Source organism: Clostridium muellerianum, assembly GCF_012926525.1.
GTDB classification, from domain to species: domain Bacteria; phylum Bacillota; class Clostridia; order Clostridiales; family Clostridiaceae; genus Clostridium_AM; species Clostridium_AM muellerianum.
This window is the reverse complement of sequence record NZ_JABBNI010000066.1, coordinates 88761-109274: the sequence shown is the minus strand read 5'-3', so window position 1 is coordinate 109274 and position 20514 is coordinate 88761. Positions and strand designations below refer to the sequence as shown.

Below are 20514 nucleotides of genomic sequence, written 5' to 3'. Positions count from 1 at the left end.
ATGTTTTAATGAACATAGGGATTATTTTTTATTTAAAACATTTATAATCTTCACATTTTTATTTATACAATATATATTAAAAAACTATCATATTAAACTTTCCTATAAGAATTACTTCCTCTTCAGTGAACCAATAAGTATTATTAATAATTTTATAAAATATTTTTCAAAAAACTTTTTCTATGTATTTTACAAATTCCATATTCCTTTATTGCTTTAATATGTTCTTCCGTACCATAACCTGCATTTCTTTCGAAACCATACTGAGGATACATTTTGGCATACTCCTTCATCAAGTTATCCCTGTAAACTTTTGCTATTATAGATGCACATGCTATACTTGCACTTTTGGCATCTCCCTTTATCACAAATTCATTTTCTATATTTAAATTCTTTACAGCATATCCATCTGAAAGTACTAAATCTGGTGTCACTTTTAATCCACATGCCGCCCTTTTTAACACTTCGTTATTACACCATGCTATACCTCTTTCATCTATTTCTACATTATTTATAACTGCAATATTGTAACTTATAGCTTTATTCTTTATAATTTTTGCTAATTTTTCTCTATTCGCAGATGAAAGCTTTTTAGAATCTTTAATACCAAATATCAAATCTCTACAGTCTTTGTTTCTTAAATCTAACACTACTGAACCAGCTGCTATTGGACCTGCTAACGGTCCTCTTCCTACCTCATCTACCCCTGCTACATATATATAATTACCAAAATTCTTATCAAAATTGTACATAGACTCAACCCTGAGTAACTCGTTATCCTGTTTAACTATGAATTTACTTAAATTCTGTGATAAGAGTTGTACATTTTTTCTGCTATCATTATTTAAACACTGTACTGCTTGAATTATTCTATTCTTATCAAAATCAATGTAATTTTCTTTTATATAATCAACATAAAATTTAATATCTTTAATTTTTAAATCACTAATTTCTTTAAATACTTTTTCTTCTATACCATAAATGTCACTATTCAATATATCCATAGTTGAAATATCTCCATTTCATAGAAACTGTCTTACACTATTAATATCTATTTATTGATATACAACTTGTAATGCTTAATTTTACTATAAAATTAACTTTTACTATTAACCATAATCACGTTAATAATAAAAGTCAATTACAATATTGCATATCTATATCTTAATAATTAATTTTTCCTAAAGGACCAAAACTATAGCTTTTGTTATGATTATAAACTCCATGTATCTACAAGTTAGAAAAGCTATTTTAGTGGTGTTTCTAGAGAAATTCGTCCTATCTTTCCACCTCTAAATTCATCTAAAAGCATTACCGCTACTCTATTATAATCTATTTCACCCTTAGATATAACAGCTCCCCTTTTTCTTCCTATATTGTCCATGTTTTCCAAAGGAGTTTCACTTAATTCTTTAAGTTTGTATCTTTCCATTAATCTTTCTGGATATCTATTTTGAAGTATTTCTATAAGTTTTAATGCTAATTCCTCAATATCCATTATTTCATCTTTTATTGCCCCTGTAAACGCTAGATTAAATTGAGTATCTTCACTTTCAAGCTTAGGCCACAAAATTCCTGGAGTATCCATAAGCTCAATACCTATTTTAGTTTTTATCCACCTTCTACTTTTAGTAACGCCAGGTTTATCCCCAGTTTTAGCTATACTACTTTTTGCAACTTTATTTATAAAAGACGATTTTCCTACATTAGGTATTCCTACTACCATAACTCTATCAGTTATATTTACAATACCTTTTGTTTTCATTCTTTCATGCTTTTCTTTCAAAAGATCATTTAATACTGCTTTAATGCCCTTTAAGCCCTCACCTGTAATACAATTTACATTTAAAACTCTAATGTTATCTTTAGAAAGTGTTTTTATCCATTCTCTAGTTATTTTATCTTCACTTAAATCACTCTTATTTAATAGTATTATTCTAGGCTTAGTGCCACATATATCATCTATATCTGGATTTTTACTAGATCTTACTATTCTTGCATCCCTTATCTCTATTATAGCATCTACTAATTTTAAATTTTCCTTTATTTCTCTTCTAGTTTTCGCCATATGTCCTGGGAACCAATTTATAGCCATGTTATCTTATCCTTTCTCACATTGAAATTCCCTATTTTTATTTATATAAACTTCCAAATTTACTAAATGGGAAAATTCTTATTGCAGCTCTTCCTACAACCATATTATATTTTACAAATCCTACATCTGAATATCTACTATCTCTACTATTATTTCTATTATCGCCTAATACAAATATGGTACCATCTGGAACTGTTACTTCACTAAAATCCCGCATATTTTGCTCAAGTATATAGTTCTCATTTTGTGGCTTATCATTTATATAAACTTTATTGTTTTCTATTTTTACTCTATCGCCAGCAACACCTATTACTCTCTTTATAAACTTTTCCTTTGGATCTGCAGGATACTTTATTACAACTATATCTCCAGGCTTTGGTGTTTTAAAGTAATAACTTACTTTTTCCACTATCAACCTATCTTTGTTAGCTAATGTTGGATCCATAGAATGACCATCAACACTTACTGTTTCGAATACAAAGGTTATAATTAAAAATGCTGCTATTATAGCTATAATTACCGATTTACCAAGTTCTATTAATTCTTTTACCAAAATTTTCACACCACCCTAATATGCAAAAAAGGGACTTATTAAGCCCCATTTTCAACATAGTATTTCTTTTACGTGATAACTAACTTATGTAATACTTACAAATTTACTTATCTTATTTCTTTTACTTTTGCAGCTTTACCAACTCTATCTCTTAAGTAGAATAATTTAGCTCTTCTTACTTTACCTCTTCTTACTACTTCTATTTTCTCAATGATAGGAGCATTAACTGGGAATGTTCTTTCAACTCCAATATTGTAAGCTACTCTTCTTACTGTAAAAGTTTCTCTTAATCCACCATTTTGTCTTTTTAAAACAGTTCCTTCAAAAACTTGAACTCTCTCTCTGTTACCTTCTTTAATTCTTACATGAACTTTTACTGTATCACCTACATTAAATTCTGGTAAGTCAGTTCTTATTTGTTCTGCTTCTATTTGTTTTATTATATCTAACATTGTGCATTACCTCCTAAAATTTATTCGACGTTCATGCCCAGCTATATACAGCAGACAGCGGAGCGCCTGTGTAGCACAAAACTCATTTTATCATATGTATATAAATATTTCAATATAAAATTCTATTTTTATTTGGTTTTGTTCCCTAACTGAACATTATTAAATTAATACATCATTTTTTTTGTAAAAACAATGAATGTAAAAATTCTTACATTATATATAAGTAAGTTACCTCAAATACCTTTTAAAAGTTTCTTATCTTCCTCAGACAAATTTAATTTTTTAAATAAATCTATTCTTCTATCTCTAGTTATTTTTAAAGATTGCAATCTTCTCCACTTTCTTATATTTTCATGATGACCTGAAGTTAATATTTCAGGTACTCTTTCCCCATCAAAATATTCTGGTCTGGTATACTGTGGATACTCTAACAGGCCATTATAAAAAGATTCTTCTGTATAACTTTCACTGGTTTTTAAAACTCCTGGAATCATTCTACACACACTATCAATTACAGGTACACATGCCATTTCTCCACCTGTTAATACAAAATCTCCAAGGGATATTTCCATATCTATATATTTATAAGCTCTTTCATCTATACCTTCATAATGACCACAAAGAAAAATTAATTTTTCTTCCCCGGAAAGTTCTTTTGCAGTTTCCTGATTAAAAGTCTTTCCCCTAGGTCCTAAAAATATAACCTTTCCATCATTATTTTCCTTCACTTTTTTAATACAATCTACTATAGGTTGTGCAGCCATAACCATACCAGCTCCACCGCCATAAGGGTAATCATCAACTTTTCTATGTTTATCTAATGTATAATCCCTTATGTTTACTGTATTTATGTTCACAATACCTTTTTCTTTAGCTTTTCCTATTATACTATAATTGAATATATCAAACATCTCAGGAAAAAGCGTTAAAATATCTATTCTTACTGCCATGTTTCCACCGGCTTTATTACAATTCTTTTATTTTCCATATCCATACTAATAACAATATCTTTTAAAGCTGGAATTAGAAGTTCTTTTTCTTCCTTTATCCAATATACATCATTACTGCCAGTTTTAATTACATCTGCTATTTTTCCATATTCAACACCATTTTCATCTACTACGTTACATCCAATTATATCTGCTATAAAGTAACTACCTTCCGGCAATTTAATTGCCTCTTCTCTAGGTACTTCTAAGTACTTTTCTTTATATCTAACAGCTTCTTCTATAGAATCAATATCTTCAATTTTTAATATAACTTTATCTGATTGGAGTTTACACCAAACTACAGATTTCTCTATGCCATCTATATAAACTCTTTGAAGTTTTCTAAACCTTCTTAAATCATCTGTTAATGGGTATATTTTTAATTCCCCTTTAACTCCATGAGTATTTATTATTTGTCCTACAGTAATAAACTGCTTCATAGAATAAAGCCTCCTAATTTCTTAAATTAATTCACAAAATTTTATTTTTTTATATATAATAAAAGAGTTAGGTGCACCTAACTCTTAAATTATTTCAACAACAACTCTTTTATTTTCTTTTATAGCTGCTGCTTTTACAACAGTTCTTATAGCCTTAGCTATTCTTCCCTGTTTTCCTATTACTTTTCCCATATCATCCGGTGCAACTTTTAGTTCAAGAATAATAGATTGCTCTCCAGCAATTTCATTAACTTGAACCGCGTCTGGGTTATCAACTAATGATTTAGCTATAATTTGAACTAATTCTTTCATTTATTACACCCCCAGTAACACTATTTTGCAAGCTTATCGTTTAATCCAGCTTTTGCAAAAAGTCTTTTAACAACATCTGTTGGTTGAGCACCATTTTTTACCCATTGAATAGTTTTTTCTTCATTAAATTTTATAGTAGCTGGTTCAGTTAATGGGTTATAGTAACCTAATTCTTCTATAAATCTACCATCTCTTGGACATCTTGAGTCTGCTACAACTATTCTATAAAATGGAGCTTTTTTAGCACCCATTCTTCTTAATCTCATCTTTACTGCCATTAGTATCACCTCCTTCAAAAATTATATAGACACTTTATTTAAAACCATTAAAAGGTAATTTACCAAACATTCCTTTTTTATTGAAAGATTTTTGCATTCCCTTCATTTGCTTCATCATCTTTTTCATATTTTCAAAATCCTTAAGAATCTTATTAACCTGCTGAACAGTAGTACCTGATCCTTGTGAAATTCTTTTCTTTCTTGATGGTGATCCACTTACTAATGAAGGATTTCTTCTTTCCTTTGTGGTCATAGAACTTATGATAGCTTCTATTTTTGCCATTTCTTTTTCGCTACCACTTAAGTCTACCCCCTGTAGTTCTTTAGTATTCATTCCTGGAACCATTTCCAATAATTTATTCATTGGTCCAAGTTTTTTTATTTGTTTCATAGATGATAAAAAATCCTCTAAATTGAATTCCTGGCTCATCATACGATCGCCTATTTTTTTAGCCTCTTCCTCATCTATAGATTGCTTAGCTTTTTCTATAAGGGAAAGCACATCTCCCATTCCAAGTATTCTTGAAGCCATTCTATCTGGATGGAATACTTCAAAGTCGTTCATTTTCTCTCCTAAACCCACAAACTTTATAGGTTTATTTGTCATAGCTTTTATAGAGAGAGCTGCTCCACCTCTTGTATCACCATCTAGTTTTGTAAGTATAACTCCACTTATATCTAATTGATCATTAAAACTATTAGCCACATTAACTGCATCTTGACCTGTCATAGAATCTACTACTAACAAAATTTCATCTGGAGTTACATTTTCTTTTACATCTTTTAACTCATTCATAAGTTCTTCATCTATATGAAGTCTACCTGCAGTATCTATTATAACTACATTTAATCCATTATTCTTTGCATATTCTATTGCACCTTTTGATATATCTACTGGGCTAACCTTATCACCCATAGCAAATACAGGCACATCTATTTGTTTTCCAACTACTTGAAGCTGTTTTATAGCTGCTGGTCTATATATATCACATGCTGCAAGAAGCGGCTTTTTGTTTTTCTTTCTAAGCTGAAGTGCAAGTTTACCAGCCATAGTAGTTTTTCCTGCACCTTGTAATCCTACTAACATTATGATTGTTAATCCGCTAGAAGAAAACTGTACTCCACTTTCAGTGTTTCCCATTAAACTTGTAAGTTCTTCATTAACAATTTTAACAACCTGTTGTGCAGGAGTTAAACTTTTTAGCACTTCTTCTCCAAGACATTTACCACTAACATTTTTTACAAAATCTTTTACAACTTTATAGTTAACATCTGCCTCTAAAAGTGCAAGCTTTACTTCTCGCATAGCATCTTTTATATCTTTTTCAGAAAGTTTACCCTTACCTCTAAGTTTTTTTAAGGTTTCCTGAAGCTTAGAAGCCAATCCTTCAAAAGCCATGAGCACTCCTCCTAAATATTATCTATTATGTATTTCTTGATTTTCTCTAACTTTTCCAAATTAGATTCGCCTTGAATTGACAAATCATCTATATTATCTAAAAGACATTTCTTAACTTGCTGAATCTTAAATTTTGTATCCATTAATTTTAATTTTTCTTCATATTCAACTAAAAGTTTATGGCACCTTTTTATAATATCATGAACTGCCTGCCTACTGGTATTAGCAATTTCTGATATCTCTGCTAGAGATAAATCATCATTATAATAAAGATCCATAACATCTTTTTGTTTTTCTGTCAAAAGTTCTCCATATAAATCTAATAATATAGAAAGTTTAACTCTTTCTTCCATAGGATATACTGCAATTTATAATTGCAAATTCACTTCCTTGATTTATTATTAACTCAACGAAGTATATGATATCAAAAATTTAATGGCCTGTCAAGTATTTTTACTTAACACTTTATTTAAAATAAAGCTTCTACAAATTCTCTTGGATTAAATTCTTGTAAATCCTCAATTCCTTCACCTACACCAATAAGTTTTACTGGTATATTTAAACTATGTTTTATAGAAATAACTATTCCACCTTTGGCAGTTCCATCAAGCTTAGTTAAGATAATTCCGTCTATAGGACAAACCTCCATAAATTGTTTTGCCTGCTCTACTGCATTTTGACCTGTAGTAGCATCTAACACTAAAAGAGTCTCCCTATGCACTTCGCTAAATTCTCTATCTATTACCCTATTGATTTTCCCAAGCTCATCCATCAAATTCTTCTTATTATGTAATCTTCCTGCTGTGTCACATATAAGTACATCAGTTTTTCTTGCCTTAGCAGCCTGTACTGCGTCAAACACAACCGCCGCAGGATCTGAGCCTTCTTGATGTTTTATAATGTCTACTGATGCCCTGTTGCTCCATACTTCAAGTTGATCAATAGCTGCAGCTCTAAACGTATCTGCTGCTGCCATCAGCACTTTATATCCACTATTTTTCAATTTAGCTGATATTTTGCCTATGGATGTAGTTTTTCCCACTCCATTTACTCCTATAACCAACATTACTTCAGGAGTTTCTTTAGGATTTATAGTAGAATTTTCTTCTCCAAGTATGTCTACAATAACTTCTTTTAGACAATTATTAACTAGGTTAGGATCTTTAATTTTATTTTCTCTTATTTTCTCCTTTAGCTTCTCTATTATGTATAATGTAGTCTCCACTCCTATATCCGCTGTTATTAATATTTCTTCTAACTCCTCATATAAATCATCATCAATAGTTATAGCACCACTTAACATATCTGTTATTTTCTCTGTAAAATTATCCTTGGTCTTTGTTAAACCTTTCTTTAGTTTATCAAAAAATCCTCCAAACATTTGTATACCTCCCTGTGTTAAATTATAATCTCTTTTAAGATACTTCTTCCTTTAAGTCTACAGATACCACTTTAGATATTCCTTTTTCCTCCATAGTGACTCCATATAATACATCACTAGCTTCCATAGTTCCTTTTCTATGGGTTATAACAATAAACTGTGTACTTTCTGAAAACTTTTTTAAAAATTCAGCATATCTAGATACATTTACATCATCTAGAGCTGCTTCTATTTCATCTAATATACAAAATGGCGTAGGTTTCATCTTCAAAATGGCAAAAAGTAATGCTATAGCAGATAATCCTTTTTCTCCACCAGACATAAGATTTATATTTTGAAGCCTCTTACCTGGAGGTTGAACTGTTATTTCTACATTTCCTGTAAGTTCATCACCATTTGATAATACCAAATCTGCATTTCCGCCTTTAAAAAGTTCTCTAAAAGTCTCATTAAAATTATGTCTTAATTTATTAAAGTTTTCATTAAATACTACTTTCATTTTAGCTGTCATTTCATTTATTAAACTTACTAATTCATCTTTTGCACTTATTAAATCATTTCTTTGAGTAGTCATAAAATTTACTTTTTCAGTTAATTGTTTAAATTCTTCTATAGCACCTAAATTAATTACACCTAAAGAACTTATACTACCTTTTAAACTTAAAATATCTTTTTTATAAGTGTCAACATCACTTATCTCTAATTTATACTCTAAAGCCTCTGCATATGTAATTTGAAGTTCTTCATTAAGTTTTTTATATAAAGCTTCTTTTTCTGTAGTAAACTTTGTTAAAGCAAGCTCCATTTTATGTAATTCATCTTCTTTTTTATTAATGAGTAAATTAACATCTTCCATTTTTTCATTAGCTGTTTTTAATTTTCCCTTTGCTTCAATTAATTCCACATCTAAATTTTTAATGTTTTCTTCCATCTTTATTATACATTCATTAATTCTATTGATTTCTTCATTATTAGAATTAATTTTTGTTTTGCATTTAGATATACTTTCTTCTGAATCTTTATTTTCTTTTTCCATTTCAACTTTTTTCTGATTTAATTCATTTATATCTGCACGCAACTTTTCTAAGCTACCTTTTTTATTAGAAGTATTTTCATCAATGCGGGCTTTTCTTATTTTAAGCTGAATAAGTTTTTCCTTGGTATTTTGAACTTCTTTATTCTTGTCTTTAAGTTTTTCCTCCATTTCTGTAATAGAATCATTATTTTTTAACTGATTTTCAGATAACTCTTTTAAATTTTCTTCTTTTCCATTTATTTCTTTTATTATACCTTCTAGTTTTTGATTTAATAATTCCACTTCTTTATTAGATACCTTCAAATTTTCTTTGATCTTGCTGCTTTCACTTTCTATTGTATTTATTTCACCTTTAATTTTTGTTATTTCAATATTTTCATGGTAAACTGCATCTTTCAAATTTAAATTTTGTTCATCTAAATTTTTTAAATTATTTCTTAAACTTTCTATTTCATTATTTAAAAGCTTTATTTTTTCTTCACAATCCTGTATTTTTATTTTAGTTTCTTCTATTTCCCTTTTTCTTCCCATAATGTTTGTGCCTTTATGATAAATACTTCCTCCTGTAAGAGATCCTCCTGGATTTACTACTTCTCCAGTAAGTGTAACTATTTTAAAACTATAGTTAATCTCTTTTGCAATGTTCAAAGCACTATCCATATCTTCACAAACAATTGTTCTACCAATTATATATTCTATTGCATTCTTAAAAGATTCATCATATTCTACAAGTTCACTAGCTATACCTATATATCCTTTAATTTTAGATATTTTATTCTCATAAGCTACTTTTTTACCTTTAACTATATTTAATGGTAGAAAAGTAGCTCTTCCCATATTATTATCTTTTAAATGCTTTATAAGCTTTTTAGCAACTTGTTCATTTTTAGTTATGACATCGGATATAGCTCCTCCTAGAGCTATTTCTATAGCTGTCTCAAACTCCTTTTTTACACTTATTACTTCTCCTAATACAAAACAGCTATTTTTTTCTACACTTACATTACCTTTAAGCACATCTCCCATTAGTGTTTTTACAGCTCTATTGTAACCTTCATACTGTTTTTCCAAATTAATAAGCATATGACAATTTGCTTCTAACTTATTGTGCAAAACATTAAGCTCTTTAAATTCCTTTTCCTTGTTATGTAAAGAACTGTTAATTTTAGAGATTTGTTGTTTATTACTTTTAATATTATTTTCAAAATCACATATCTTATTATTAACTGATTCTATTTTGGACAACAAAGTTTCTTTTGTACCATAATTTATAGTAATAGAATGCGTATAGCTGCTACATGAATTTTTTAATTCTTGTATTTTTTGTTTTGTTTCTTCCACATCATTTTTTAATATGATCAAATTATTTTTAGAATTAGCAATAGTGCTTAAATATTCTATTTGATCATCTTTTAATTTTTTAACTAAATTATTTTTATCATAAATAGATGAATTTACTTTTTGTATAAACTCTTCATAATTATCTATTTCAGTGCTTAATTTTTCTTGTTCATCCTTTAATGAATTCATCTTTATAATTTCTTCACTTTGTATTTTATCCATATTTAAAATTTTACTTTTTACATCTTCAAGTTCTTTAGAGTTTTTCTCTATAAAATGAGATAAATTCTCAAGCCTCTCATGCATCAAAGAAGTTTCAGATTGTATATTTTGCTTTTTAGATTTGCTATTGTAATATTCATTTCTATAATTTTCATTTTTTGCATTTATGCTTTCAATTTGTTCATTCCACTTCTTAATAGAATTCTTTACTTCAAAAAGCCTGTTATTTAATTCTTTGCTATTTACATTGGCATTATTCACTGATTCTTGTATTTCATTTAACTTGCATTGAACCTTCTCAATAGAGTGAACTGCTATAGCTATTTCTTTGCTTTTAAGCTCTTCAGATAGTTTTATGAATTTTTCAGCCTTTTGTTTTTCAATACTAAGTGGCTCTAATCTTTCATTATAAGCTCCTAATATATCGTCTATTCTTACAAGGTTGTCCTCAGTATTTTCCAGCTTTTTCTGTGCTTCATCTTTTCTCCATTTAAACTTTACTATACCAGCAGCTTCTTCTAAAAGACTTCTTCTTTCTTCTGGTTTACCACTTAACACCGCATCAATTTTACCTTGACCTATTATAGAATATCCTTCTTTTCCTATTCCTGTATCCATAAATAACTGTTGAATATCTTTTAACCTGCAGTGAGTATTATTTATATAATACTCACTTTCTCCTGAACGATACAATCTTCTAGATATGGTAATATAGCTGTACTCTAATGGAATCTTCTTGTCCTCATTATCTAGTGTTAAAGATACCTGGCATAATCCCACAGGTTTTCTAAACTGAGTACCAGCAAAAATAACATCTTCCATTTTGCCACCTCTTAAGGTCTTTACACTTTGTTCTCCTAGCACCCATCGCACTGCATCTGAGATGTTACTCTTACCACTACCATTAGGACCTACTATCCCCATAATCCCATTTTTAAACGCTAATTCCGTTTTATCTGCAAAAGATTTAAATCCTCTTATTTCTATAGATTTTAAAAACATAAGGCCTCTCCTTATCTTCCAAATAACGTTCCAACTATACCAAACATAAATATAATTACTACTACCACTACAAATACTTTAGTCATTTTTTCTCTTTTTTCTTTCTTCATAAGAAAACACCTCTCTTAATTTTAAAATTTTACATAAATCATAAACTTCCCTAGAAATTTATCCATTTATAAGTACTATGATGTAATGTTTAAATACAAATTATAGTTTATATTATATGAATTAAAATATCAATGCAAAAATAAAAACCCTGCTTACACAGGGCTTTTTACTAATTAGATTATCTTTGTTCAACAATAAACTTGATAGCAGTTCTTTCTTCTCCTTCTATACATATTTCTGAAAAAGCTGGAACAACTACCAAATCAATACCATTTGGTGCTACAAATCCCCTTGTAATTGCAATAGCCTTTATCGCTTGATTAACCGCTCCTGCTCCAACTGCCTGGACTTCTGCTGAAATGTTTCCTCTAAGCACTGCTGCCAGTGCTCCTGCTACAGATTTTGGCTGAGATTGAGCTGATACTTTTAATACTTCCATAATATAATTCCTCCCTACAAATATGCATATATTTATAAGGTATTATTCTATAAAATGGTGTATTTTCCTTCTTTATACTTATCCCTCATATAATCAAGAATCGATACATTTTTACTTTTTCCGCTATGTGCTAAGAGTAAGCATCCTCTTTGTACATTATTATCTTGTTTTATTTCAATATTTACTGTAATTAATTGTTGCTTAATGTCTTTAAAAAACTTTTTCTTATTTGCATATATTTTTGATATATCTCTACCATTCACCTTAATTGTAACATTTTCCTCTTTAATTTTACTTACCTCTTCTAATATACATTCATTATACAAACTGCCCTCTACTAATTCCCTAAAGGCAGGATGAAAAGGACCAGCTACAATTTCTTTTCCCTCATTTATTTCTTCTGTTGGTTGAAGTCCAATTCTTATAACATTTATATTGTTTGAAGTAAGCATGCAATATATTACTTTAGATATTTCTACTGCTTCATATAAATCATAAGGCTTATACATGCCTCTCTTATACATTTTCTCCATAGGCGTATCTTTAATAACTAATGAAGGATATATTCTATATATATCTGGTTTCATAAGTATAGACTTTTTAGCAGTTTCTATATCCTTTTCAAAAGTATCCCCTGGAAGTCCTAACATAATTTGATGACCTAATACAAAACCATACTTTTTAATAAGCTTTGATGCTCTCTCTACATCTTCTCTTGAATGGCCTCTTCCAGATTTTAAAAGTACTTCCTCATCTAAAGACTGAACTCCAAGTTCTATTATATCTACAGAATAACTTTTAAGATTTGTAAGTATTTCATCATTTATATAATCAGGTCTTGTAGACAAATGTATAAAATCTATATATCCTTTTTCCTTAAATTCTTTCGCCACAGCCAAAAATTCTTTTTGCTTCTCAATATTTATTGCTGTGAATGTACCTCCAAAGAAAGAAACTTCAACTACAGAATCCTCTTTTTTTATGGTGCCTAAATATTCCTCTATAGTGTTTCTAGTAAACTCAGCATCTATTTTTCCACTACTTCCCGTTATAGTGTTTTGATTGCAAAATACACAATTATGCGGACATCCCTCGTGTGGCACAAATATAGGTATTATATAATGATTCTTACCCATTATTTTTCTCCAGCTCCTTTAATGCCGTTTTTGCTGCACTTTGTTCAGATTCCTTCTTGCTATAACCTGTTCCATTACCTAAAGTTTTATCATTTACAGATACCTGAGTATAAAACTTTCTTCTATGAGGAGGACCTTCATATTTTATCAAGTCATATTGTATATTCACATCTCCATTTTTCTGCATTACTTCTTGAAGCTTTGTTTTATAATCTAATATTATTTTATTTTTTATTGCTTTATCTATAGTATCTTTAAAATTGCTAAGTACAAATTCTCTCGCCTTTTCAAATCCACAATCAATATAAATAGCTGCTATTATAGCTTCCACACAATCCGCTAGTATAGATACTCTTTCTCTTCCACCTGTAATTTCTTCACCTTTACTCATTCTTATATATTTTCCAAGATCCCACTTCTTAGCTATTTCATAAAGGGAATTTTCACATACAATTAATGATCTTCTTTTAGTAAGTTCTCCTTCAGTTTTTTTGGAATAATTTAAAAACAAATATTCAGATATAGAAATTTGAAGCACAGAATCCCCTAAAAATTCTAATCTTTCATTAAACTTTATGTTTTTCTTTCCATTCGCATATGAACTGTGAGTTACTGCTACATTTAATAATTGTTTATTTTCAAAACACACATCTAACTTCTTTTCTAATTCTACAAGCGCACTACTTTCATTTATTACATCTTCACTTACTACCATATCTTAACTCCTTCTGAAGTTTATTCTTCAGTTTGCTGCATGCTAAAACAAATTCAAGAATAAACTACAATTTTTAAAGATTTAAAGTCCCGTATATAACGGGACTTTAATTCTACTCTTCAGTATGATTTTTTATGTATTCAACCACATCACTAACAGTAGTTATTTTTTCAGCATCTTCATCAGGTATTTCTAAATCAAACTCTGTTTCCAAAGCCATTATTAATTCAACAACATCAAGTGAATCAGCACCTAAATCATCAATAAAGGATGCTTCCATAGTTATTTCTTCTGTACCTATACCAAGTTGTTCAGAAATTAAACTTTGTATCTTTTCAAACATAATTGTCACCTCCTAAAAGCTTTATACATAAATAATATTACATAACTACTATATCGTCAATATAAATACTCCTAAAATTTATTATGTTAAATTATTTTATATTAATTCATTAAATTCGTATTATTTTCAAAAATATATTATTTATCCCATAACTATCTGCTGCAGTATTAAATTTTTTACCAAAACAAGAGTTAACAGTGGCTAAACCCCTAAATAACTCGTCTAAACTTAATAAAAAAAACCAAACTCAACTAAATAAGATTTATTGATTTTCTTCTGCTAACTTTTCTAATTGAATTTTTATTTTATCTACAATCCCATTTTCATAACAATTATAAGCCTGCTTTATTGCATTTTTAAAAGCTTTACTGTCTGAACTGCCATGAGCCTTTATGCAGATTGCTTTTGAGCCTAAAAATGGCGATCCCCCATATTCTGAATAGTCCAACTTTTTCTTTAATTGGCTAAATACTGGCTTTAATAATATTGCCCCAATTTTAGCTGCGAATGATTTCATAATTTCGTCTTTAATCATGCTAAACAAATTAATTGCTGTGCCTTCATACATTTTAAGTATAGTATTTCCAACGAATCCATCACAAACTAAAACATTTGTATTGCCACTACACACATCTCTTGGTTCTATGTTGCCTACAAAATTAAACTCATCTGATCTAAGTTTAAGCATTTGATAAGTACTCTTAGTAAGTTCATTCCCCTTTTCTTCTTCTACTCCTATATTTACAAGTCCTATAGTTGGATTGTTAACTTTCAAAATGTTTTCAAAATATATTTTACCCATTAAAGCAAATTGAACTAAATATTGAGGTTTACAATCTACATTAGCTCCTACATCCGTTACCATGAAAGCTCCATTTCTACCTGGAATTATAGGTGCTAAAGTTACTCTATCTATTCCCTTAATTCTTCCCGCTATAAGAGTAGCTCCTGTCATTAATGCTCCTGTACTTCCTGCTGAAACAACACCCTGTGCCTTTCCTTCCTTTACTAATTGAAAAGCTCTTACTAAGCTGGAATCCTTCTTTTTCCTAACGGCCATAACAGGTGCTTCATTTGTACTTATTACTTCTTCTGCATTAAGTATTTCTATTTTGTCCTTAGGATATTCATAATTATTTAGTTCTTTCTGAATAAGGTCTTTTTTTCCTGTAATAATTATATTTAAATCATATTCTTTTACAGCTTGAACACATCCATCTACTACAGCAGCCGGTGCAAAATCTCCACCCATACCATCTACTGCGATAATCATATTTCCACTTCCTTTTACCCAACAACTCTAAGACGCAATAAAAACTAATTATTATTCAAAAAAAAGAAAGCCATATGACTTTCTCTTTTGTTATTTCTCAGTTGAAACAACTTCTTTGCCATTATAATATCCACAACTCTTACATACTCTATGAGCTAGTTTCATTTCATGACACTGAGGACATTCAACTATTCCTGGTAAACTTAATTTGAAAGTTTGTGCTCTTCTTCTATCTCTTCTTCCTTTTGAAAATCTTCTTGCTGGATTTCCCACAGTAAAACACCTCCTTAATCAGTCGAAAACATGTCTTTTAATTTTGCCAATCTTGGATCAATATCATCATTATCACATTGACATGTAGCGGAATTTAAATTAACACCACACTTATGGCATAATCCTTTGCAATCTTCCCTACAAAGCCTTTTAATTGGCAACTCTACTATTATATTGTTTTCTATTATCTCTGTGATATCTATTGTATCACTATTAATAAAGATGATATCATCATCTCTATTTGCTTCATCGTTATTTGTAAATTGTTCTTCAATGGTCATATCAACAGCATAATTAAATTTTTCAAGACACCTTGAACAAGTTAACTCTAACAAAGTGCTTATAGTGCCATTTAAAGTAAGCATATCACCAATTTTACTTAGTGTTCCGTTAAATTTAATCGGCTGTAGAAACTTTATAGTTTCATTACCATCATAAAAACTTGCTTCTTGAATTTCAAGATGAAGCTCTTTATCGGCTTTTTCTTTTTTTAATAAATCTGACACATCTAATTTCATAATGCTCACCTCTACATATTAGCCACATTTATTATATAAAGATGAGCATTAAAAGTCAAGAATTATTTATTTCTTACTTATTTAAGTATATTTCGTCCTATTTAGCAGAATCTACAATTTCTTTTGTATCTCTTGCTATCATAAGCTCTTCGTTTGTAGGAATAACAAGCACCTTAACTTTAGAATCTGGAGTACTTATTTCCATAGCTTTTCCTCTTAATGCATTCTTTTCTGGGTCAAGTTTAATTCCTAAGTAACTTAATCCTTCGCAAATATCAGCTCTATTTGTTGCTGAATTTTCACCAAGACCTGCTGTAAATACTATTGCATCTACTCCATCTAATGCTGCAACATATGCACCTATAGCAGTTTTTACTTTGTAGTCGTATATCTTTAGAGCAAGCTGTGCTCTCTTATTTCCTTCTTTAGCAGCATTTTCTATGTCTCTAAAATCACTACTTATTCCTGATATTCCAAGTACACCTGATTTTTTATTCATTAAATTATCAACATCGTCTGCAGACATATTTGCTTCTTTCATTAAGAAAGGCACTATAGATGGATCTATATCTCCACATCTAGTTCCCATAACAAGTCCTGCAAGTGGAGTTAATCCCATAGTTGTATCTATTACTTTTCCATCTTTTATAGCACAAATACTAGCGCCATTTCCTAGATGACAAGTTACTATTTTTAAATTTTTTGCACCATTTAACATTTTTATAGCTTCTGTTGAAACAAATTTATGAGAAGTTCCATGGAATCCATATTTTCTTACACCATATTTAGTGTACATTTCATATGGAAGAGCATATATATATGCCTCTTCTGGCATAGTTTGATGGAATGCTGTATCAAACACTGCAACCATTGGAGTATTTGGCATAAATTCCTTACATGAATTAATACCAGTTATGTTTGCTGGATTATGTAGAGGTCCAAGTTTAATACAATCCTTTATTGCTTCCATAACATCATCATTAATTAAAACCGAACTACAGTATTTTTGACCAGCATGAAGTACTCTATGTCCTACTGCTGATATTTCTGACATATCACTTATTACACCATGTTCCTTATCAAGAAGAGCATTAATTACTAAGCTCATAGCCACTTTATGATCCTGCATTGGTTGCTCAATAACATATTTTTCTCCATTAACTTTTTGAGTTAATACAGAACCTTCTATTCCTATTCTTTCAACTAAACCTATTGCTAATACTTTTTCATCTTCCATGTTAATTAACTGATACTTTAAAGATGAACTTCCACAATTTATTACTAGTACTTTCATTTTTTAATCTCTCCTTCAGTATGTTTAGATCTTAATTATTTATTAATTCAACTTTATAAAAAATTAAAAGTTGAGTTATTAATCAATTAGTGAAAACTTTTTTTAGGTTATTTCTCCTAAGCTGAAGTTTATAACTTATTTAAGTATTATACCCTTATGAACCTGGTAATTAAACATAACTTACATTGCGCATAATATACCTATATTATCGAAAAATGTCATGTAAGTCAAGTATTTACCTTATTTTTCCTGAGCTTGAGCTTGAACTGCAGTTATAGCAACAACATTAACTATATCTTCAGCGCTGCATCCTCTAGATAAATCATTAATTGGTTTTGCAAATCCTTGACATATTGGACCTACTGCCTCTGCTTTAGCAAATCTTTGAACAAGTTTATATCCTATATTTCCAGCTTGAATATCTGGGAATACTAATACATTTGCCTTTCCTGCTGTTTTACTATTTGGAGCTTTTAAGTCTGCTACCTTTTGAACTATAGCAGCATCAAGCTGTAATTCTCCATCTATATCTAAATCTGGTCTCATTGATTTTGCAAGTTCAGTAGCTTTTGTTACTTTGTCAACTAATTCATGTTTAGCACTTCCCATAGTTGAAAATGATAACATAGCAACTTTTGGATCCATTCCACAAAGATTTTTTGCAGTTTCTGCTGTACTTATAGCAATTGAAGCTAATTCTTCTGCAGTTGGACATGGATTAACTGCACAATCTGCAAAAAGAAGCATTCCATTTTTTCCATATTCACAATTTGGAACATTCATAATAAATGTACTTGAAACTACTGAAGCTCCAGGAGCAGTTTTAATTACTTGAAGTCCTGGTCTTAAAAGATCACCAGTAGTATGGATAGCTCCGGAAACCATTCCATCTCCATCTCCTAATTTTACCATCATTGTTCCATAATATAATGGGTCTCTTACTATTTTATCAGCCTTCTCTGGAGTCATTCCTTTTTTCTTTCTTAATTCATAAAATTCATTAGCATACTTCGTAGTATTCTCTGAAGTTTCAGGATCCGCTATTTGTACACCTTCTAAATTAACTCCAAGACTTGCAGCCTTTTCTTTTATTACTTTTTCATTTCCTACAAGAACTAAATTTGCAAGACCAAGTTCTACTATTTTTCCACTTGCTTTAAGTGTTCTTTCTTCTTCACCTTCTGGTAAAACAATCGTTTTCTTGTTAGCTTTTGCCTTTTCCCAAATTTCATCCATTAATTTCATTGTCAATCTCTCCCTTCAAATATAGAAATAAAATTACACTCACTATATACTATAATCCTTTTTTTATATATTTTACAATAAAAAAAATCATATTTCTAATTTTTCTTCAAAAAACCTAAGCAGACTAAAAAAGATTATAATTTCAAATAACATTTCTCTAATAATCACGTTAAACTTTCTATACAAATTATATTCAGCTCTTATAAATAAAACTAATTTATCAATATTTAATTTTATATAGGTTATAATGAAATCATTAATTCTAAAATATCTATTAAATTTGATTATTACAAGTAATTTACTTTATAATAAAATATACTTTTATAATTGAAATAATACCAGTAGGATGCTGATATTCATTAAAAGCTTGGAGGATAAATCATGAAAGTTACAGGAATTATAGTTGAATACAATCCCTTTCACAAAGGTCATTTATATCATATAAAAAAATCAAGAACCATAACTAAATGTGATGCTATTGTAGCAGTACTAAGTGGAAACTTTGTACAGAGAGGACTTCCTGCTATAATTGATAAGTGGAATAGAACAAGAATAGCATTAATGAACGGAGTAGATTTAGTAATAGAACTTCCTTTAATTTACAGCCTATCTTCTGCTGAATTCTTTGCTAACGGTTCTATAACTCTATTAAACAATCTAGGTGTAGTAAATAATATATGTTTTGGAAGCGAATGTGGAGACATTAATGTACTATCTCATATATCCAAAATATTAGCTGAAGAACCTATAGATTTTAAAAATCTTCTTAAAGAAGAACTAAGCAAAGGAGTGTCCTATCCTTTTGCAAGAAGTAGCGCATTATTGAAATTTTTAAAAATTTTCAATGATGCTCCGTTTTGTTATGAAGATGTACAAAAAATTTTAAATTCACCCAATAATATTTTGGGATTAGAATATTGCAAAAAACTTACAGAACTAAATAGTGAAATTTCACCTTTTACCATAAAAAGAGAAGGCGGTGACTATAATAGTACTGCTTTTGACAAACAATTTTCCAGTGCTTCTTCTATACGAAAATATATAAAAGAAAATAAAAACATTAACCTTTTGGAAAAATATATTCCAGAAAATGCGCATAATTTATTGCTAGCTTTAAACGAAACAAATTACAGTTTTACATTTGAAGATAAGTTAATGCCTTACCTAAAATATAAATGTACCTTATACAAGGATTGTATAACAAAACTTCCTGATGTATCTGAAGGTATCCATAATAGAATATTTAACGCCTTAGAAAATGCCGAAAACTTTGATGACATAATAAGATGTGCTAAAACTAAAAGATATACTTACAGTCGTATAAGTAGAATATTAGCTCAATTTTTTATAGGATTTGAAAATTGGGATACTGAAAATTTGAGAAAAAAACCATGTCCCTATGCCAAAGTACTAGGTTTTAATTCTACAGGCGCAAAAATTTTAAAAAAAGCAAAAAAAACCTCCACTATACCCATATATACTAAACTTCCTAAAGAACCAATTTCAACTCTAAGTTTAGACATACAAGGTACTAAAGCGTACAGCCTAATAAATAAAAATATAAGACCTAACGAGGACTACTTAACTAGTCCTATAATAATTGACTAAGCTTTACATTTTAAAAATATTAAATCAATAACATCTTACTTATGCAAAATTAGAATAAG

Annotated in this window: 23 protein-coding genes; 1 reads left to right on the top strand and 22 read right to left on the bottom strand. The window is 29.4% G+C overall.

Going from position 1 to position 20514, the window contains the following annotated elements; all coding sequences use genetic code 11:
* Positions 1–152: 152 nt before the first annotated feature.
* From HBE96_RS24135 to pta, 22 genes are all read right to left on the bottom strand, one after another.
* Complete coding sequence (locus tag HBE96_RS24135; protein ID WP_169300268.1) at positions 153–1004, bottom strand: ribonuclease HII; 852 nt, start codon at positions 1002–1004, stop codon at positions 153–155.
* A gap of 242 nt (positions 1005–1246) precedes the next feature.
* Positions 1247–2095, bottom strand: coding sequence for a ribosome biogenesis GTPase YlqF (ylqF, locus tag HBE96_RS24130; RefSeq protein WP_169300267.1), 849 nt, complete (start codon positions 2093–2095; stop codon positions 1247–1249).
* 37 nt (positions 2096–2132) lie between these two features.
* The gene (gene lepB, locus HBE96_RS24125) at positions 2133–2648 is read right to left on the bottom strand and encodes a signal peptidase I (RefSeq protein ID WP_169300266.1); all 516 of its coding nucleotides are present in this window, start codon (positions 2646–2648) and stop codon (positions 2133–2135) included.
* Between the two features lie 107 nt (positions 2649–2755).
* Positions 2756–3100: a 50S ribosomal protein L19 gene (rplS, locus tag HBE96_RS24120; protein WP_169300265.1), complete on the bottom strand. Its 345-nt coding sequence runs from the start codon at positions 3098–3100 to the stop codon at positions 2756–2758.
* A 233-nt stretch (positions 3101–3333) separates the two neighbouring features.
* Positions 3334–4050 (bottom strand): tRNA (guanosine(37)-N1)-methyltransferase TrmD, encoded by a 717-nt coding sequence (gene trmD / locus HBE96_RS24115; protein WP_169300264.1) that lies wholly within the window; start codon positions 4048–4050, stop codon positions 3334–3336.
* Entirely contained in the window at positions 4041–4529 is a 489-nt protein-coding gene (gene rimM / locus HBE96_RS24110) for a ribosome maturation factor RimM (protein ID WP_169300263.1), read from the bottom strand. Before rimM ends, trmD begins: the two co-directional genes overlap by 10 nt.
* An 84-nt stretch (positions 4530–4613) precedes the next feature.
* Positions 4614–4841, bottom strand: a complete 228-nt coding sequence (locus tag HBE96_RS24105; RefSeq protein ID WP_169300262.1) for a KH domain-containing protein — start codon at positions 4839–4841, stop codon at positions 4614–4616.
* A 20-nt stretch (positions 4842–4861) separates the two neighbouring features.
* Positions 4862–5119, bottom strand: coding sequence for a 30S ribosomal protein S16 (gene rpsP, locus HBE96_RS24100; protein WP_169300261.1), 258 nt, complete (start codon positions 5117–5119; stop codon positions 4862–4864).
* 34 nt (positions 5120–5153) lie between these two features.
* Complete coding sequence (gene ffh, locus HBE96_RS24095) at positions 5154–6518, bottom strand: signal recognition particle protein (protein WP_169300260.1); 1365 nt, start codon at positions 6516–6518, stop codon at positions 5154–5156.
* A gap of 11 nt (positions 6519–6529) precedes the next feature.
* Positions 6530–6871 carry a putative DNA-binding protein gene (locus tag HBE96_RS24090; RefSeq protein ID WP_169300259.1) on the bottom strand — a complete coding sequence of 114 codons (342 nt, stop codon included), beginning with the start codon at positions 6869–6871 and terminating at the stop codon, positions 6530–6532.
* Positions 6872–6987: 116 nt separating this feature from the next.
* Positions 6988–7899: a signal recognition particle-docking protein FtsY gene (ftsY, locus tag HBE96_RS24085; protein WP_169300258.1), complete on the bottom strand. Its 912-nt coding sequence runs from the start codon at positions 7897–7899 to the stop codon at positions 6988–6990.
* A gap of 34 nt (positions 7900–7933) precedes the next feature.
* Positions 7934–11500 (bottom strand): chromosome segregation protein SMC, encoded by a 3567-nt coding sequence (smc, locus tag HBE96_RS24080; RefSeq protein WP_169300257.1) that lies wholly within the window; start codon positions 11498–11500, stop codon positions 7934–7936.
* 11 nt (positions 11501–11511) lie between these two features.
* Entirely contained in the window at positions 11512–11610 is a 99-nt protein-coding gene (locus tag HBE96_RS24075; protein ID WP_169300256.1) for a DUF4044 domain-containing protein, read from the bottom strand.
* Between the two features lie 179 nt (positions 11611–11789).
* Positions 11790–12050: a stage V sporulation protein S gene (locus tag HBE96_RS24070; protein WP_169300255.1), complete on the bottom strand. Its 261-nt coding sequence runs from the start codon at positions 12048–12050 to the stop codon at positions 11790–11792.
* A 47-nt stretch (positions 12051–12097) separates the two neighbouring features.
* Complete coding sequence (locus tag HBE96_RS24065; RefSeq protein WP_169300254.1) at positions 12098–13186, bottom strand: elongator complex protein 3; 1089 nt, start codon at positions 13184–13186, stop codon at positions 12098–12100.
* The gene (gene rnc / locus HBE96_RS24060) at positions 13179–13880 is read right to left on the bottom strand and encodes a ribonuclease III (protein WP_425350798.1); all 702 of its coding nucleotides are present in this window, start codon (positions 13878–13880) and stop codon (positions 13179–13181) included. Before rnc ends, HBE96_RS24065 begins: the two co-directional genes overlap by 8 nt.
* 133 nt (positions 13881–14013) lie before the next feature.
* Entirely contained in the window at positions 14014–14247 is a 234-nt protein-coding gene (acpP, locus tag HBE96_RS24055; protein ID WP_342590226.1) for an acyl carrier protein, read from the bottom strand.
* A gap of 259 nt (positions 14248–14506) precedes the next feature.
* Entirely contained in the window at positions 14507–15517 is a 1011-nt protein-coding gene (gene plsX, locus HBE96_RS24050; protein WP_169300251.1) for a phosphate acyltransferase PlsX, read from the bottom strand.
* 90 nt (positions 15518–15607) lie between these two features.
* The gene (gene rpmF, locus HBE96_RS24045) at positions 15608–15790 is read right to left on the bottom strand and encodes a 50S ribosomal protein L32 (RefSeq protein WP_007060114.1); all 183 of its coding nucleotides are present in this window, start codon (positions 15788–15790) and stop codon (positions 15608–15610) included.
* Between the two features lie 14 nt (positions 15791–15804).
* Complete coding sequence (locus HBE96_RS24040; RefSeq protein WP_169300250.1) at positions 15805–16308, bottom strand: YceD family protein; 504 nt, start codon at positions 16306–16308, stop codon at positions 15805–15807.
* Between the two features lie 97 nt (positions 16309–16405).
* A complete protein-coding gene (locus HBE96_RS24035; protein WP_169300249.1) occupies positions 16406–17602 on the bottom strand; it encodes an acetate kinase in 1197 nt (398 codons plus the stop codon).
* A 240-nt stretch (positions 17603–17842) separates the two neighbouring features.
* The gene (gene pta / locus HBE96_RS24030; protein ID WP_169300248.1) at positions 17843–18847 is read right to left on the bottom strand and encodes a phosphate acetyltransferase; all 1005 of its coding nucleotides are present in this window, start codon (positions 18845–18847) and stop codon (positions 17843–17845) included.
* A gap of 381 nt (positions 18848–19228) precedes the next feature.
* Between pta and HBE96_RS24025 the strand changes: the two genes are divergently transcribed.
* Positions 19229–20455: a nucleotidyltransferase gene (locus HBE96_RS24025; RefSeq protein WP_169300247.1), complete on the top strand. Its 1227-nt coding sequence runs from the start codon at positions 19229–19231 to the stop codon at positions 20453–20455.
* Positions 20456–20514 lie beyond the last annotated feature (59 nt).

Excerpts from the sequence above, each read along its gene's own strand:
- plsX (WP_169300251.1), bottom strand. The coding sequence starts at position 15,517 with ATGATTATCGCAGTAGATGGTATGGGTGGAGATTTTGCACCGGCTGCT.
- ylqF (WP_169300267.1), bottom strand. The coding sequence starts at position 2,095 with ATGGCTATAAATTGGTTCCCAGGACATATGGCGAAAACTAGAAGAGAA.
- rimM (WP_169300263.1), bottom strand. The coding sequence starts at position 4,529 with ATGAAGCAGTTTATTACTGTAGGACAAATAATAAATACTCATGGAGTT.
- rpsP (WP_169300261.1), bottom strand. The coding sequence starts at position 5,119 with ATGGCAGTAAAGATGAGATTAAGAAGAATGGGTGCTAAAAAAGCTCCA.
- ftsY (WP_169300258.1), bottom strand. The coding sequence starts at position 7,899 with ATGTTTGGAGGATTTTTTGATAAACTAAAGAAAGGTTTAACAAAGACC.
- HBE96_RS24065 (WP_169300254.1), bottom strand. The coding sequence starts at position 13,186 with ATGGGTAAGAATCATTATATAATACCTATATTTGTGCCACACGAGGGA.
- HBE96_RS24025 (WP_169300247.1), top strand. The coding sequence starts at position 19,229 with ATGAAAGTTACAGGAATTATAGTTGAATACAATCCCTTTCACAAAGGT.
- HBE96_RS24135 (WP_169300268.1), bottom strand. The coding sequence starts at position 1,004 with ATGGATATATTGAATAGTGACATTTATGGTATAGAAGAAAAAGTATTT.
- HBE96_RS24105 (WP_169300262.1), bottom strand. The coding sequence starts at position 4,841 with ATGAAAGAATTAGTTCAAATTATAGCTAAATCATTAGTTGATAACCCA.
- ffh (WP_169300260.1), bottom strand. The coding sequence starts at position 6,518 with ATGGCTTTTGAAGGATTGGCTTCTAAGCTTCAGGAAACCTTAAAAAAA.
- HBE96_RS24090 (WP_169300259.1), bottom strand. The coding sequence starts at position 6,871 with ATGGAAGAAAGAGTTAAACTTTCTATATTATTAGATTTATATGGAGAA.
- smc (WP_169300257.1), bottom strand. The coding sequence starts at position 11,500 with ATGTTTTTAAAATCTATAGAAATAAGAGGATTTAAATCTTTTGCAGAT.
- rplS (WP_169300265.1), bottom strand. The coding sequence starts at position 3,100 with ATGTTAGATATAATAAAACAAATAGAAGCAGAACAAATAAGAACTGAC.
- HBE96_RS24075 (WP_169300256.1), bottom strand. The coding sequence starts at position 11,610 with ATGAAGAAAGAAAAAAGAGAAAAAATGACTAAAGTATTTGTAGTGGTA.
- HBE96_RS24035 (WP_169300249.1), bottom strand. The coding sequence starts at position 17,602 with ATGAAAGTACTAGTAATAAATTGTGGAAGTTCATCTTTAAAGTATCAG.
- HBE96_RS24070 (WP_169300255.1), bottom strand. The coding sequence starts at position 12,050 with ATGGAAGTATTAAAAGTATCAGCTCAATCTCAGCCAAAATCTGTAGCA.
- HBE96_RS24040 (WP_169300250.1), bottom strand. The coding sequence starts at position 16,308 with ATGAAATTAGATGTGTCAGATTTATTAAAAAAAGAAAAAGCCGATAAA.
- trmD (WP_169300264.1), bottom strand. The coding sequence starts at position 4,050 with ATGGCAGTAAGAATAGATATTTTAACGCTTTTTCCTGAGATGTTTGAT.
- pta (WP_169300248.1), bottom strand. The coding sequence starts at position 18,847 with ATGAAATTAATGGATGAAATTTGGGAAAAGGCAAAAGCTAACAAGAAA.